Source organism: Aquimarina sp., from assembly GCF_977115655.1.
On sequence record NZ_CDSBKO010000002.1, the window covers coordinates 84,459 to 101,278 of the forward strand.

At 34.2% G+C, this 16,820-nt stretch carries 12 protein-coding genes; 3 read left to right on the top strand and 9 right to left on the bottom strand.

All coding sequences use genetic code 11. From position 1 onward, the window contains the following. Nucleotides 1-354: 354 nt before the first annotated feature. The 9 genes from pgi to uvrC all read right to left on the bottom strand — a co-directional run bounded on the left by pgi (nucleotide 355) and on the right by uvrC (nucleotide 13,358). Nucleotides 355-2,001: a glucose-6-phosphate isomerase gene (gene pgi, locus ACZIYX_RS01770; protein WP_462680471.1), complete on the bottom strand. Its 1,647-nt coding sequence runs from the start codon at nucleotides 1,999-2,001 to the stop codon at nucleotides 355-357. A gap of 3 nt (nucleotides 2,002-2,004) precedes the next feature. Then, entirely contained in the window at nucleotides 2,005-3,267 is a 1,263-nt protein-coding gene (locus ACZIYX_RS01775; protein WP_462680472.1) for a peptidoglycan DD-metalloendopeptidase family protein, read from the bottom strand. A 12-nt stretch (nucleotides 3,268-3,279) separates the two neighbouring features. Further along, nucleotides 3,280-4,245 carry a tryptophan 2,3-dioxygenase family protein gene (locus tag ACZIYX_RS01780; protein ID WP_462680473.1) on the bottom strand — a complete coding sequence of 322 codons (966 nt, stop codon included), beginning with the start codon at nucleotides 4,243-4,245 and terminating at the stop codon, nucleotides 3,280-3,282. Further along, nucleotides 4,245-5,024, bottom strand: coding sequence for a DUF3108 domain-containing protein (locus ACZIYX_RS01785; RefSeq protein ID WP_462680474.1), 780 nt, complete (start codon nucleotides 5,022-5,024; stop codon nucleotides 4,245-4,247). The genes ACZIYX_RS01780 and ACZIYX_RS01785 overlap by 1 nt, the downstream gene beginning before the upstream one ends. A 389-nt stretch (nucleotides 5,025-5,413) precedes the next feature. Then, nucleotides 5,414-6,406: a fumarylacetoacetate hydrolase family protein gene (locus ACZIYX_RS01790; RefSeq protein WP_462680475.1), complete on the bottom strand. Its 993-nt coding sequence runs from the start codon at nucleotides 6,404-6,406 to the stop codon at nucleotides 5,414-5,416. A 144-nt stretch (nucleotides 6,407-6,550) separates the two neighbouring features. After that, nucleotides 6,551-7,690, bottom strand: a complete 1,140-nt coding sequence (gene hppD, locus ACZIYX_RS01795) for a 4-hydroxyphenylpyruvate dioxygenase (protein WP_462680476.1) — start codon at nucleotides 7,688-7,690, stop codon at nucleotides 6,551-6,553. Between the two features lie 250 nt (nucleotides 7,691-7,940). After that, a complete protein-coding gene (locus tag ACZIYX_RS01800) occupies nucleotides 7,941-9,098 on the bottom strand; it encodes a homogentisate 1,2-dioxygenase (RefSeq protein WP_462680477.1) in 1,158 nt (385 codons plus the stop codon). Between the two features lie 175 nt (nucleotides 9,099-9,273). Then, the gene (locus ACZIYX_RS01805) at nucleotides 9,274-11,556 is read right to left on the bottom strand and encodes a patatin-like phospholipase family protein (protein WP_462680478.1); all 2,283 of its coding nucleotides are present in this window, start codon (nucleotides 11,554-11,556) and stop codon (nucleotides 9,274-9,276) included. Nucleotides 11,557-11,558: 2 nt separating this feature from the next. Further along, nucleotides 11,559-13,358 carry an excinuclease ABC subunit UvrC gene (gene uvrC, locus ACZIYX_RS01810; RefSeq protein ID WP_462680479.1) on the bottom strand — a complete coding sequence of 600 codons (1,800 nt, stop codon included), beginning with the start codon at nucleotides 13,356-13,358 and terminating at the stop codon, nucleotides 11,559-11,561. A 661-nt stretch (nucleotides 13,359-14,019) separates the two neighbouring features. On the opposite strand from uvrC, the gene rimK reads away from it, so the two are divergent. From rimK to ACZIYX_RS01825, 3 genes are read left to right on the top strand one after another with little or no spacing between them, the layout of a single operon-like run. Beyond that, nucleotides 14,020-14,892 carry a 30S ribosomal protein S6--L-glutamate ligase gene (gene rimK, locus ACZIYX_RS01815; protein WP_462680480.1) on the top strand — a complete coding sequence of 291 codons (873 nt, stop codon included), beginning with the start codon at nucleotides 14,020-14,022 and terminating at the stop codon, nucleotides 14,890-14,892. A gap of 5 nt (nucleotides 14,893-14,897) precedes the next feature. Then, nucleotides 14,898-15,878: a succinylglutamate desuccinylase/aspartoacylase family protein gene (locus ACZIYX_RS01820; RefSeq protein WP_462680481.1), complete on the top strand. Its 981-nt coding sequence runs from the start codon at nucleotides 14,898-14,900 to the stop codon at nucleotides 15,876-15,878. Then, complete coding sequence (locus ACZIYX_RS01825; protein WP_462680482.1) at nucleotides 15,871-16,443, top strand: 5-formyltetrahydrofolate cyclo-ligase; 573 nt, start codon at nucleotides 15,871-15,873, stop codon at nucleotides 16,441-16,443. Before ACZIYX_RS01820 ends, ACZIYX_RS01825 begins: the two co-directional genes overlap by 8 nt. Nucleotides 16,444-16,820 lie beyond the last annotated feature (377 nt).

The window sequence follows — 16,820 nt, forward strand, 5'->3', positions numbered from 1 at the left end:
GATAAACTTTTGCAACAATTATAAAAAAAGGGGGTTGGCCCGAGTTGATTAGCTGGGTTTAAATAATACTATTTTAACTTTGAAATCGTGCGTATAGAAATTGAATTTATTTTTTAAGTATTCAAGGCAAAAAGCTTGTGCCAGACTTGATCTGGTATCAAGCATAGCTGTAGTTACGGTTATATTTTTTAACGAAGAATAGATGAAAAAGAAATAATTTATTAGTACTATTTCAAAGTTAAAATGGTATAATACTGAAATGTTGGTTTTAGATACAAAATTCTTAACAGAATTTCACTCAAATTGGTGCATTTTAGATTAATCGAGTTTAAGGTCAATAAATTATTTACCCGCTTATTGTTTCTTTTCCAGATATCGTTGTAAAAGCGCACTGGTAGAAGAGTCGTGATCTTTAATTTTTTTGGTACTGATCTCAGATAATATAGAAGTTGCCAATTGCTTGCCTAATTCTACTCCCCATTGATCATAGCTAAAGATGTTCCACACTGCTCCTTGTACAAAAATACGTTGTTCATACATCGACACTAATGCTCCCAGATTTTTAGGAGTAAGGCTATCAATCAAGATAGTGGTGGTGGGTTTATTGCCTGCAAAAACTTTAAACGGGATTAGTTGTTTTACTTTATCTGCAGATAGATTTTCAGAGGCTAAGTCTTTTGTTACTTCTTTTTCTGTTTTACCGTGCATAAGGGCTTCTGTTTGTGCAAAAAAGTTTGCCATTAGCTTGTCTTGATGTTCCTGATCGCCAAACAAAGGGTTTTTAAAGCCTATAAACTCTGAAGGAATTAGTTTAGTACCCTGGTGGATTAGCTGAAAAAAAGCGTGTTGTGCATTTGTTCCGGGTTCTCCCCAGATAATAGTTCCTGTTTGATAAGAGACAGGGTTTCCGTTACGGTCTATACTTTTTCCGTTACTTTCCATAATACCTTGTTGCAGATATGCGGGTAACCTGTGCAAGTATTGAGAGTATGGTATTATTGCTTCGCTTTCTACTTTAAAAAAATTATTATACCATATACTTAGCATTGCTAATAATACCGGAATATTTTCTTCAAAAGGAGTATTTTTAAAATGTTGATCCATTTCATAAGCTCCTTCGAGTAGTGCTTCAAAATTTTCAAAACCTATGGACAGGCTTATGGACAATCCAACAGCACTCCATAACGAAAAACGACCGCCTACCCAATCCCACAGAGGAAAGATATTTTCTTCGGTTATTCCGAATTTGGTAACATTGGGGATGTTGCTCGATACTGCTACAAAATGTTTGCTTACTGCTTGTTTTGGGGCATTTTTGGTAAACCAGTTTCTTGCTGTAGTAGCATTGGATAAAGTTTCTTGTGTAGAAAAAGTTTTGGATACTACTACAAACAAGGTGGTTTCGGGATTTAATTTTTTCAGATTTTGATGTACATGGTCCCCGTCTACATTAGAGATAAAATGTACATTAAGATGGTTTTTGTAAAAAGCCAAGGATTCTGTGATCATTGCAGGTCCAAGATCGGATCCTCCAATACCAATATTTACAATATCGGTAAATGGCTTATTGGTATATCCTTTGCGATCTCCCAAAATGATTTGATTGCTAAAGGTTTTTATTTTGTCTCTTACTTCAGTGATTTCCGGAATTACATTTTTACCATTAATTTGTACAGAACTTGTATAAGGGGCTCTAAGTGCTGTATGCATAACTGCCCTGTCTTCGGTTTCATTAATGATGTTTCCGTTAAAATAATGTTGTATAGCTATATCAAGTTTTACTTCTTTGGCTAAATCCAACAGCAACTTTTTGGTGGTAGAATCTATTCTGTTTTTAGAATAATCTACATAAAAATCTTTCCATATAACCGAAAAATCTTTTGCTCGTTCCGGATGTTGGGCAAAAAAGTCTTTGAGATGGGTATTTCTAATATTTTGGTAATGTGTATTTAGTGCATCCCAGGCTTTTGTGGTGGTAGGGTTAATAGTTGGTAAGGTCATGGTTTATAAAATTTCTCTTGGTTTTTGCGGTTTAAAAATAATGTTGTCCAATTCTGTCTTTAAGGGCTCAATTTGGTTATAAAATGCTGGTCTAAGACTGTCGGGTAGTGGTTTTGATGCAGGAAGATCTTCTTTGAACGGATCTATTTCTTTGCCGTTTTTCCAGAATCTATAGCATACATGGGGACCACCTGTATTACCGGTCATACCAATATATCCTATAACATCTCCTTGTTTAACAAATTGTCCTACTTTTACTGCTTGCCTGCTCATGTGCAGGTATTGTGTATCGTAGGTAGCATTATGCCTTATTTTTACATATTTTCCATTACCTCCTTTACGTTCGGATTTGGTTACTATACCATCTGAAGTTGCTAATATAGGCGTGCCAATGGGTGCTGCAAAATCGGTTCCTCTGTGAGGTCTTACTTTGTTGCCGTAATATTTTATTCTGCGTGTAAGGTTATATCGAGAAGAGATTCTGCTAAATTTTACGGGAGCAGTAAGAAATGCTCTTCGCAGGTTATTTGCCTGGTCATCAAAATAATCGGATACTTTATGGATAGAATCATTCATAAATCTAAATGCATAGATCGGTTTACCTCTGTGTTCAAAATAGGATGCTTTGATTTTATCAATTCCTGCCGGAATTGTATCATCAATAAATTTTTCGGTATATATTACCTTAAATTTATCTCCTGCTTGTAGTCTTGTAAAATCTATAGTCCATGCATAAATGTCTGCCATTTTGTATGCAACCAAAAAATTAAGATCCATATCATCAAAAGTTTGCATTAAACTACTATTAATGATTCCTGAGGCTGTTTTTTCTACAAGTTTAACGGATTTCTTGTTTTTTTTGGCAATAATACTATCTCTAAAATCTATTACGGTGTACTCTATTTTATTGTTTTGGTATACAAAAACCTGAGCTTCTTCTGTGGTGTCTTTTGCTTTAAGAAGCATATATGGTTTTCCGGCCTGGATCTTGGCTACATTAAATGTATCTTTAATGGTATTGGTTATTTCAAAAACTTTTGCTCTGGTTATTCCATGCGTATCTAATATAGCCCCAAAACTATCTCCTGGCCGTATAGTATCTTTTATAACATTGAAATCATTTAGCACATAACCAAACTCTTTTATTACAGGAGGTTTTTTTTCTGCTTTAGTAATTTCGGGAAGGATAACTTTTTCTTCTTTTTTTTCTGTATTACATGAAAATAATACTACCATTATAAGTAGTAGGTGACCAAATTGTTTCAACTGACGACTATTTTATTTTGCGGTATTAAATTGATGAGTAACCCATTGCTGACCCCAGTTTTCTTTTTCTTCTTCACTCCAAAGCGTAGGAAAAAATTGTATTTTCTGAAAACTGGGAGGTAAGAATTTTTTCCAGTTTGTTCCTCCTGTAGCCAAAACTTCTCCTTTCTCTTTATTGAGATACCTATAGGCAGCACCCATGTGCATTAATAACCAATTAATATTCACATTAGTGTCAAAAATACGTAATGCTTCGATAAGGTGCACATTATTTTGTTCTTTTTCTGGTAGTTCAAGATATTTATGATAAATAGTACTTTTTTTTACTTGATGAGCAATACGCATCATCCTTGGGGTATATCGGTATTCAAACTGTTTTAGAGTAAGTGTTTTTTCTCCGGTTTCTTTATCGGTAGCACCAGATTTCCAGTATAAATGTTCGAATACTTCTTCTAGAGAGTCTTTTTCTGAAAACAAACTTCTTTCTTTGGTGTTTACCAGATTTGTTAACGGGGTAGAGTAAATTTCGATTAGTCTAAACTGTACTGATTGAAAACCACTGGCGGGCAGAAGAGACATTCTGTATTTAAGAAACTGTTCTTTGTCCATCCCTTTAATCATTACATCAAAAGAACTGATTAGAACTCCAAAATACCGGTTTATTCTATGGATTTTTGTAGTAAAAAACTCTGCATTTTGCAGCTTATCATCTGCAATTTGTTTTAACTCATGGATGATTAATTTAAAATAGAGTTCTGTAATTTGATGATATGTAATAAATATTTCTTCGTCGGGAAAATGTGTTTTTGGTATTTGTAAACTTAGCAAGGTATCCAGATGAATATAATCCCAATAGGTCAAATATCTGTCATGAAGTAGTCCATCCAGATAAGACCCCAAATCTTGTCCAGAATTTTTAAATTTTTTTTCTAGTTGCTTTATTTTTTCAGCAATCTCGGGTTTTATAGTGTCATTCATTAATCTACTACAATTTTAAACGGGTGCTTAAGTCCTTTAAAGGCGTCTAAATCTGCTTTTATCGAACCTACTAATATATCTGCTTTTATTCTTACAGGCATACGGTTTTCGTCATCGCTTACCCAAACAGTCATACTTTCTTCTTCTTTAAAAATCCTGTCTGCCTGAACGTATGGTCTGAATTTTAAACAGGCTATTTTACCCATTTTTGTATTAATAACCTCTCTGCCCAGGAATTTTAACTTAAAAGGATAGTTTTCGTTATCAAAAAACATATTTACATATTGCTCATCTCCTTTTTTTAAGGAAGATGTGTTGATTTTATTTCGTAAATAATAAAATGAAGACATCATGTCTTGCACACCTGATTTTACAGAAAAAGATTCTTTGGTATTATGTTTTTTATTAAAAACCAAAGCTTCATTTTTTTGATGGTCAAAGTTAATTTCTATGTCTTTGGTGTGCCCGCCTTCATTTATTTTTCGAATAAACCGATACGGTTTAACCTCATTTTTGTCTATATAGGTTTCATAGTAATCTTCTACTTTAAAAAATACGCTTAAAAATCCAGAGGATTTACCTATGCCTACTACGTGGTGTACAGGAATCCCATTAAGTTTTTCATCTTTAATCTCGAGTGTAGCATAACTTGCAGTAAACAATCCATAGTGAATTCTGAATCTAAACCATTCGCCAGAATCAAATGCTTTATGGTTTTCCTGTGCTATAACAGAAATTGTGCTTGTTATTAAAAGTAATATCAGGATATACTTTTTCATAGTTTAGGGCATTATTATAATTTAACATACATATAATTAGATATGTAGTTACAATATCCATTCCAAAAGTACTATTTAATGCAAAGAGATAAAAATGAATATTGTTATCAAATTTAAAAATATAAACAAAAAGAGAGCCACCACAGCTCTCTTTTTTACTTTTATTAACCAACTAAAAACTTAAATTATGAGAATAATTATTGTTTTAGATATAGGTAGTAACCACTCCACCTATATTTGCAAAAATGAGCTTTTTTTGCATAATTATCAAACGAAAACGTTTTTTTATTATTGGCTTTAACAAAAATTTATATTGATTGCTTTAAAAATTACATTTTTCTCAAAATTTAATGAACTTGTATTTTAAGTAAAAAGGTGCTTTTTGTTCTTTAACAGATAGGTTTATATGATTTTACAACTTGATCTATTTTTCCAAAAATAGAGTTTCCTTGTTTGTCCTTCATTTCTATTTCGATACGATCCCCAAAACTCATAAATGGAGTAGAAGCTTTTCCTTCTTTTATAATTTCTAAGCATCGAACCTCTGCTAAGCAGCTAGAACCATTGGGGCTTCCTTGATTTGCTACTGTACCTGACCCAATTATAGATCCAGCCATCAAAGATCTTGTTTTGGCTGCATGAGCTATTAATTGTGCAAAATTAAATGTCATATCAATTCCTGCATTAGGAGAACCTATAATTTTAGAATTTAACGCAGATAGTAATGGTAGATGAACTTTGGTGTCACTCCAAGCACTGCCTAGCTCATCCGGGGTAACAACTACAGGAGCAAATGATGTCCATGGTTTTGATTGATAAAATCCAAATTGTTTAGATAGTTCGTTTGGAATTAGATTTCGTAAAGAAACATCATTAATAATTGCTATAAGTTTAATGTGTTTTTGTGCATTTTTTACACTTACTCCCGCAGGGACATCATCTGTGATTACGGCTACTTCGGATTCAAAATCTATTCCCCATTCTTCGTTTTCGATTTTAATATCGTCATTTGCCCCAATAAATGCATCTGAAGCCCCCATGTACATTAAAGGGTCTGTCCAGAATGTCTCTGGCAATTCTGCATTTCTGGCTTTTCTTACTAACTCCACATGGGTTACATAAGCGCTGCCATCTGCCCAATGATAGGCTCTTGGAATTGCTGCCATTGCCTGCGTAGGGTCAAAATCAAAAGAGTTAAGTGCTGTTTTATTTTGTAATTGTTGGTATACTTGTTCTAGTTTAGGAGCGATAGTGTCCCAATCGTCTAATGCTTCTTGTAATGTTTTAGAAATTTCAGGGACTTTTATTGCCTTGGTCAAATCTCTGTTTACTACTACTAATTGCCCGTCCCGGGTATTGTTTTTTATGGTTGCTAATTTCATTTAGTCTTTTTTATAAAGTGAATTGTCCGGCAATGCATTATTTATGACTGCCTTTATATTTTAAAGGGATACAAATACGTTATACCATTTTAACTTATCTATTATTATAACTGTATAATAATGGGTAAAAAACAGGGAATAGGATTACAGAGTACCTCTTTGTTCTTGTTCTCTCTCTATAGCTTCAAACAGGGCTTTAAAATTACCTTTCCCAAAGGATTGTGCTCCTTTGCGTTGTATGATTTCAAAAAACATAGTTGGTCTGTCCAGAACAGGTTTGGTAAAAATCTGAAGTAAGTATCCTTCATCATCGCGATCAATCAGGATTCCTAGTTCTTTAAGTGGAGCAAGGTCTTCGTCTATTTCTCCAACTCGATCCAAAACAGTTTCATAATAACTGGCAGGTACGGTAAGAAACTCTATCCCTCGATTTTGAAGTGTCGAAACAGTTTCTATAATGTTATCTGTAGCTAAGGCCATGTGTTGCACTCCTGCACCTTTATAGAAATCTATATATTCTTCGATTTGAGATTTTTTTCGTCCTTCTGCAGGTTCATTGATAGGGAACTTGATTCGTCCATTACCATTGCTCATTACTTTGCTCATCAAGGCAGTATACTCTGTAGAAATATCTTTGTCATCAAAAGATACTAATTGAGCAAATCCCATTACTTTGGCATAGAACTCGCACCATTTGTTCATTTCGTTCCAACCAACATTACCTACCATGTGGTCTATAAATTTTAAACCTGTAGATTCTGTTTTGTATTGTTTATTCACAGGCATATATCCAGGTAAAAAGATTCCTTTATAATTTTTTCTTTCTACAAATATGTGAACAGTTTCTCCATAAGTATGGATTCCCGAAAAAACAACGCTGCCATTTTCATCTTTTTCGACTTTAGGCTCAAAGTAGGGGTTAGCGCCTCGCTTAACAGTTTCTTCATAACTTTTTGTTGCATCATCTACCAAAAGGGCTATTACTTTTACCCCGTCGCCATGTGCATTTATATGATTGTTAATGTCCCCATCTGGTTGTAAAGGAGAGGTAAGTACCAATCGTATTTTGTCTTGTTGCATTACATAAGAAACACTATCCTTGCGTCCTGTTTCTAATCCGGCATAAGCTACGGTTTGAAATCCCCATGCTGTTTGGTAGTAATAGGCTGCTTGTTTGGCATTACCTACATAAAGCTCTACATAATCTGTTCCTAAAAGAGGCAAAAAGTCTTCTGCTTCGGGAACAATTTTTTTTAGGTTTTGAGAAGTTGTATTGGCAGACATATTATTTTGTTTTTAATGATTTAATCCCTCACAGAGGGTTTTTAATTTCTTAAGGATTCCCTCAAAAACAAGATATGTTTTTGAAAACATACCTTGTGGATTCCCTAAGGTTGTTGATTAAAAAATGAGATATGATTTTTGTTATGGTTTGTTATATCAAATATAATTACCACATCGCCCTTAAGTGTGCAGTAATATCTTTTCTATAATTTAACATAATAACTATTTTTATTGAAATATTTTATATTTGTCATTCCAGCCAGGATTTATGATAATCTTCATCTGCTATTTTCATAGCTTCATCGGTAATCATAAGTGGTTTAAAAGTATCTACCATAACTGCTAATTCATCTGTTTTGGTTTTACCAATGCTTCGTTCTACTGCTCCCGGGTGTGGCCCGTGCGGGATACCAGCTGGATGCAGGGAAATATGCCCTGCATCAATATCGTTTCTGCTCATAAAATCGCCGTCTACATAATACAATACTTCGTCACTATCAATATTACTATGATTATATGGTGCAGGAATGCTATTGGGGTGGTAATCGTATAATCTGGGCACAAAGGAGCATACAACAAACGCATCGGTTTCAAAAGTTTGATGAACAGGAGGCGGCTGGTGTATTCTTCCTGTAATGGGTTCAAAATCATGTACAGAGAGCGCATAAGGAAAATTAAACCCGTCATAACCTACTACATCAAAAGGGTGTGTGGCGTAGATCATATCAAAAATTTCATCCTGCTTTTTTACTTTTATTAAAAAATCTCCTTTTTCGTCATTGGTTTCTAATTCGTATGGAGCTCTAAGATCCCGTTCGCAAAATGGGGAATGTTCTAATAGTTGCCCAAACCAATTACGATATCTTTTTGGGGTATAAATTGGTCTTCTTGATTCTACGATAAACAATCTATTATCTGTTGTATCAAAGTCAAGTTTATAAATGGTCCCTCTTGGAATAAGGATGTAGTCTCCATATTTAAAATCTAGGTTTCCCAGATGGCTTCGAAATTTTCCGCTTCCTCGATGTACAAAAATTAACTCATCTGCATCGGTATTTTTATAAAAGTAAGTGGTGGTTGATTCTTGAGGGGCAGATAAAATAATACTTACATCGCTATTGGTTAATACATTTTTTCGACTTTGCAAATAGTCTTTTTCGGGGGGTACTTTAAAGCCATGAAAGCGATAGGATTTAATATTGTTTTTGATTGCTAATCCCGGAGCTATACTATAACTGCCTTCGATTTTTTTTACTTGTGTTGGTCTATGGCAGTGATACAGGTTTGTAGACATCCCATCAAAACCAATGGTACCAAACAGTTGTTCATAATACAAATTGCCATCGGGCTTTTTAAAGATAGTATGGCGCTTGGGGGGTATTTTTCCCAGAGAGTGATAAAAAGGCATGTTGTTACAAGTTTATGGTATAACTATTTTTTATAAGATAATCAGATATCAGTTTTACCTTATTCGGGGTTTCGCTTAATAAGGTAGCATAGTAATAATAGCAAATCCTGCCAAAACAAGTTCATAACATTACAAATATCGTAAATATTTTTTTTCTTTTAAGGGTATATTTTTTTTAAAACCAAAACCCTATACTAAAAAACCAATTGCTTTCATCCAGTTCTGGAGAAAAGGAGTATTTAACTTGTATTGGTCCGGCAAAGGTATCCAATCCATAACCAAGAGCATATCCAGAAAACTCCGGGCTTTCAAACCATTTTCCTGTACTAAATAATTTGTTGCCCACATTGGCAAAATTAGCAGATAAATTTATGTGGTTATTTCTAAGTACTTCATAGTCTAACGTTACCAAAGTTTTTGCAAAGCTTTGTCCTGTAATAGCCAAAAAATCATATCCATAAAAAGGAATAAAATTATTGATTGTTTTTGCTCCAAACCCCCCTAAAAGGAAATCCAAAGAGTTTAGAGAAGCGTTACCAATTTTTGTGCCTGCCTCTAAGGTTATATTCATGGCAATATTTTCGAATAATGGTGCTGCATAGCCAAATTCTGCCTTTGCAATAGAAAACTCGTTAAAATCTTTTGTAAAATCGCTTGAAAAAAGATATGTGTGTATATCTCCTTCGAATAAAAACCCTTGTTTAGGAAAATATTTGTTATCGTAGGTATCTAATTTAATATACCCAAAGACGCTCCAATAATCACTATCGTCAAATACGGTTCTTGGCACTTGATTTTCGTCTTTTCCAAATGTTTCAGAAATGATTCTAAGGTGCTTGTATTCTCCCCCTAAACCAACAGAAAAAGTTTGCTTCAACAGTGTTTCTGCATACGCTTGGGCATTAAAATTACCGTATTCTATATCTATAGTGTTTATATTTAAGTCAGGAATTTCTCTAAAACGACCTATAAAATCGAAGTCAATTGCTTTGTTAAAATTACTATAACTAACTTTTAATCCGGTACTCCAATAAAAACCTTTGTCTACATAATAATCCAGATTATATCGTATGTTATCTCCCAGAGCAGCATCGACAGATAGTACGTCATTATCCAAAAACAAACTTTTTCTGGTTACATTTACTAAAGCTGCTGTTTGGTATAGATCGTCATAATGAAGTGCAAATCGCAACAACATTTTATTTTCACTTTCTTTTACATTAATGGTTAGCTCCTTACCATCTTTTGTGTCTTCCAATCTATGATTTACACGATCAAAATTTCCTGTGGCAGATAAGTTATTGATCCCTTCATTTAATTTTTCGTATGTTGTAATACTTGGTGTTTTAAGCTTTAGTTTTCCTTTAATATAAGCTCTTGTATATCTTTCATTTCCCAAAATAACCAAATTGCTTACAAGTATATTTTTTGATCTTTTAGGAAAGGTAATTTTTTTTGGAAGTGATTTTTGCTGTTTTGCAATTTTTTTTAAACTTTCATATTTTGCAAACGCAGCTTTTTCTCCATTAGTAATAATTTGATCAATTTGGTCAAAGGATATTACCGAAAAATCTACTATTGAAGGTTTGATATACAGATCTGTTTCAGAAACTTTGGCTCTCATCGCTTCATAGGTCTTGAAATTACTAATCTGTAACATAATATTAGTTACAGAGTTTAACTGTTCTTTGGACATTAAACTATCCTGTACATCAACTCCTATTACTATTTCGGCTCCTTTTTCTCTAATTTCTTTTATTGGGTAGTTATTGGTTACCCCTCCATCGGTCATCAAAACACCGTTAAGTTCTACAGGATTAAAAACCGAAGGCAGCGCACCACTTGCAGCAACTGCTTCTGGCAAATACCCTTTGTCTAAAAGGACTTGTTTTCCGGTTTCAATATTCGTGGACATACAAAAAAAAGGGATCGGTAATTCTCCAAAGTCTTGAATATGATTTACATGAGCTGTAAATCTTGAAAATTGGTTGTAAAAATTTTGACCTTTGGACAATCCTTTGGGCAAATCAATTTTAAAATTGTCAAAAGGCAGGGTAACGGCATATTTTTCTGAATCTTCCCGTTCGTAAAAAGTTTTTGCTGCTCTTGGCAATTCATCTTGTATAAAAGCGCTAAAATCGACAGCTTTGAATATCGAATCTAATTCTGTGGCATTATATCCGGATGCATAAAGGGCTCCCACTATTGCTCCCATACTTGTGCCTCCGATATAATCAATACGTATCCCGGCTTTTTCTATTATTTTTAGAACGCCAATATGCGCAAGTCCTTTTGCTCCACCGCCACTTAACACCAAACCTACTTTTATATCTTTTGCAGGATCGTCATGGTTTTTATCTGGAATTTCTTTTTGTTGTGACCAAGTTATATTGGTAGCAAGTAATGCTATATATACTATAAAGCTTAAAAATAATCTTGAAATATTGTGAATAACCACGTTTATTCTTTTTTAGAAAGATAATAATTATATACTTTGGTTGCTCTGGAACTGCCGATTACTTCGATTAATTCTTGTTTAGAAGCTTCGCTTATCCTTTTTACAGATCTAAAATGTTTTAACAATTCTATCGCTGTTTTTTCTCCTACTCCGGGAATTTCATCCAGTTCTGTGTCTATTGCAGATTTGCTTCTTTTTTGTCTGTGAAAAGTTATTCCAAATCTATGTGCCTCATTACGCAAATGTTGTATAACTTTTAAGGATTCTGATTTTTTATCCAGATATAACGGTACAGAATCCCCCGGATAATAAATTTCTTCTAATCGTTTTGCAATACCTATGATGGTTATTTTTCCTCTTAATCCCAATGATTCGAGAGCCTTTAATCCAGAAGACAGTTGTCCTTTTCCTCCATCTACAATTACCAGTTGTGGCAGCGGTTGTTCTTCTTCTGTTAAACGTTTGTAACGGCGATACACTACCTCTTCCATCGATGCAAAATCATTAGGGCCATCTACAGTCTTGATATTAAATTTTCTGTATTCTTTTTTGCTTGGCTTACCGTTTTTAAAAACGACACATGCAGCAACAGGGTTGGTTCCTTGTATGTTAGAATTATCAAAACACTCTATATGTCTGGGTTCTTGGGGCAACCTTAAATCTTTTTTCATTTGTGCCATTAATCGGTTTGTATGCCGGTCAGGGTCTATAATTTTGATTTGTTTAAAGCGTTCTTGCCTGTAATATTTGGCGTTTCGTACAGACAGATCCAATATCTTTTTTTTATCCCCTAATTGTGGAACAGTAACTTTTAGGTTTTCACCAACGGCTACTTTAAAGGGCACATATATTTCTTTGGAGGTACAATCAAAACGTTGTCGAAGTTCAACGATAGCCAATTCTAAAAGCTCTTTGTCTGTTTCTTCCAGTTTTTTTTTGATTTCTGTAGTGTGCGATCTAATAATAGAACCATACGATAGTTGAAGAAAATTTATATACCCATAAGACTCGTCGGATATAATTGAAAAAACATCTACATTACTTATTTTAGGGTTTACTACAGTTGATTTTGCCTGGTATTTTTCAAGTATTTGGATCTTTTCTTTAATTCGTTGCGCATCTTCAAACTCCATTTTTTCAGCGTGGGCAGTCATTTGATCTCTAAAACGATTAAGGGAATCCTTAAAGTTGCCTTTTACAATTTGTCGAATAGCTTCAAGGTTTAAGGCATACTCTTTTTCATCTTGTAAACCTTCGCAAGGTCCTTTACAATTTCCCAAATGGTATTCCAGACACACCTTATATTTATCGTTGTCTATTTTTTCCTGAGATAAATCATAAGAGCATGTTCTAAGGGGATATAACCCTTTAATAAGGTCCAAAAGAATATGCACTGTTCTTACAGAGGTGTATGGTCCAAAATACTCAGACCCATCTTTGATAAGGTTTCGGGTAAGGAATACTCTTGAAAAGCGTTCTTTTTTAATGCAAATCCATGGGTAGGTTTTATCATCCTTGAGCATTACATTAAAACGTGGTTGATGTTTTTTGATTAAATTGTTTTCCAGAAGCAAAGCATCCGTCTCTGTTTCAACAACGATATGACGTATATTTTTAATTTTTTTTACAAGAACATTTATTCTGTAACTATCGTGACTTTTTGTGAAATAAGAAGTTACCCTTTTTTTTAAATTTTTTGCTTTTCCTACATAAAGCAACTTGTCTTCTTTATCATAATATTGATATACACCAGGACTGGTGGGCAATGTTTTAATTTGTATGTCCAAAGTTGCTTCTTGCATATTACAATTGTAAAGTTAAGGGTTTACCTTAATTGAAAGGTAAATATGGTGGCTTTAAATTTTTGTTAAATCTGTATTAGAATACTGTTTTTTATTAAAAAGGACAGATCTCTTATATTGCTAATTGATTTTTACTACTTTAGTGGCCTTTACTTAGGAATAGATTTTTTGTAAAAAACAAAATAACCGGCTTGTTTATTAAAGTCGGTTTGTACTTTTTAAAAAAGAATGGATTCCAAAAAAAGCAACACAGATCTTTGATTATTTATAAATTTAATATAAGAAAAGTTAACCAATTGTTATTTTACCTTTTTTGATGTTGTATATATAAGTTATAAATAGTAAAATATTTATATTTAATCTATACTGTAGAGTTTAATCCTGCGGGGCTTGCCTCGAAAACAAAATATATTTTGAAAAACATACCTTGTGAGCTTGCTCCAAGGTTGTTTATTAATCATGATAATACAACTATAAAAGACTGTGCTAAAAAATTAAGAATACCAGATACTATTAAAAGAAAAATTACTTGTTTTTATAAAAACCCTATATCTCTTTATAGGAGAATTTACGTTCTAATATAGCGGTATCGTAAATTTTTAAGCAGAAAATTTTTAGTGGATTCACAACTGTAAAATTCGTCTTATAACCAAAAACCACCATGAATATAAAAATATTGTCGCGAAGTGCGAATTTGTTTTCTACTAATGCGCTTGTTCAGGCAGCAGTAAAACGGCGACATAATGTACAGGTAATAGATCCTCTTAGTTGTGATATTGTAATAGAAAAGAAAAAACCCGAAATTTATTATCGGGGCAAAAAATTAGACCATGTAGATGCTGTGATCCCAAGAATAGGTTCTTCTATTACTTTTTATGGAACTGCCGTAGTAAGGCAATTTGAAATGATGAATGTATTTACCACTGTACAATCACAAGCATTGGTACAATCCCGGGATAAATTAAGAAGTTTACAAATATTATCCAAAGCAGGTTTAGGATTACCAAAAACAGTATTCACCAATTATTCCAAAGATGTATCCGAAGTTATTTCTCATGTAGGAGGGGCTCCGTTAATTATTAAACTTCTGGAAGGCACTCAAGGATTAGGAGTAGTACTGGCAGAAACAAAAACGGCAGCAGAGTCTGTATTGGAAGCTTTTAACGGTTTACAAGCAAGAGTAATCGTTCAGGAATTTATAAAAGAGGCCAAAGGAGCAGACATCAGGGCGCTGGTGGTTGACGGGCAGGTAGTAGGGGCAATGAAAAGACAAGGTAAAGAAGGAGAGTTTAGATCTAACCTTCACCGAGGAGGCAGCGCATCTATTATTACTTTAACAGACGAAGAAGAGAACGCAGCAATAAAGGCTGTTAAGGCTTTAAAATTAGGGGTTGCAGGAGTGGATATGTTGCAAAGTACCAGAGGCCCCCTGATTCTGGAAGTAAATTCGTCTCCCGGATTAGAAGGCATTCAAAGTGCTACAGGAAAAGATATCGCAAAAACTATTATTCGTTATATAGAAAGAAGTGTATAAGCTATATGGCAAAGAAAAAAGAAGAAAACATACTTAACATTCTGGGCAAAGAGGTACTGCCAGGAACCAGTACAACAATAAATTTTAATATTGCAAAGTTGTACACTTCTACCAAGGTAGAAATACCAATTATTATTGAAAGATCCAAAACCCCCGGGCCTATAGTCCTTATTACTGCCGGGATTCATGGGGATGAGATCAACGGAGTAGAAGTGGTACGGCAAATTATTGCAAAAAAAATCAACAAACCCGTAAAAGGGAGCATTATATGTATCCCGGTACTTAATGTTTTTGGGTTTTTGAACATGGATCGTTTTTTTCCGGACGGAAGAGATCTAAACAGGGTTTTTCCCGGAACCAAAAAAGGATCCTTAGCAAGTCGTTTTGCATATCAGTTTGTTAACGAAATTTTGCCGGTAGCGGATTTTTGTCTGGATTTTCATACAGGAGGTGCCAGCAGATTTAATGCACCACATATTAGAGTAGATCCCAAAAATGAAAGATTGGTAGAGATGGCAAAAAAATTTAACGCCCCCTTTATTCTGTTATCCAAAAATATGGATGGATCCTATCGCTCTACCTGTAGCAAAAAAGGAAAAGATATATTATTGTTTGAAGGCGGAAAATCCCAAAATAGCAGTAAGGAAATTGCTATTGAAGGAGTACAAGGCACCATGCGTATATTGCATCATCTGGAAATGCTGGATATTAAATTTGAAGTACCTGTAAGATCCACAGATAGTATAATAATTAAAAATAGTTTTTGGGTACGTGCAAAATATAGCGGGTTGCTACATATAAAGATACCTATAAGCAAACATGTGGTAAAAGGAGAGATTCTGGCAACAATCACAGATCCGTATGGTAAACTTAGACATGTGGTTAAATCTACTAACGATGGATATGTGATCAATGTAAATGAAGCTCCAATTGTGTATCAAGGAGATGCAATTTTTCATATCACCAAAGAATTGATTCATGAATAAAAAACAATTACGAGCCAAATATAAAACTCTAAGATCGGGTTTAAGCGATAAGCAAATTGAGGATTTAAGTGTTGATATTGCTAATCAATTATTAAAACTGCCAATTTGGGAAAAATCATTCTATCATATTTTTTTGCCAATAGATCAGCAAAAAGAAATTAATACAGAATATATATTAAATATCCTTCAAGGAAAGGATAAGAACGTAATTGTATCCAAAAGTAATTTTGAAGATAATACATTAACTCACTTTTTACTTTTGGATACAACCGTATTGAAAAAAAATGCATGGGGAATCCCGGAACCGGTAGATGGAATCGAAATCCATGAAGATAAAATAGAAGTGGTTTTTGTTCCGTTACTGGCTTTTGATACCAGAGGAAACCGAGTAGGATATGGCAAAGGGTTTTATGATAAGTTTTTAGCAAAATGTGGTTCTGAAACTCTTAAAATAGGACTCTCTTTTTTTGAAGCTGAAACCGAAATCCATGATGTAAACGATACAGATATACGTCTCGATTTTTGCGTTACACCTCTACAAACAGTACGATTTAATCCCCTGTAAAAGCTTATTTTGCAGACCTTGCTTTTAAAGGTGTTGATTAAGCCCGATTTATCGGGATCTCTCTATGAAAAATCACTTTTTACTTCAATTCCTTACCTCAAAGCCAAGGTTATAATCGTTACCAAGGTACTTCGAAGAGCCATCGAGGTACTTTCAGCCCACCCAGAGGTAGTTCGAACCACCTCTGGGTGGGTCCTGACCCCAAAACATATCACTTTTACCCCTCCTGGCAAGCCTTTTAGCCCAAAAATTATCACTTATAAGGGTCTGTTTATGGGCTAAAGGGGGTCTGTATGACCCTTCGAAGCGATAAATTATCGGCTCGAACCACCTCTGGGTGGGCTCGACCCCATACCTGCAAGGGGGTACCCCCTTAT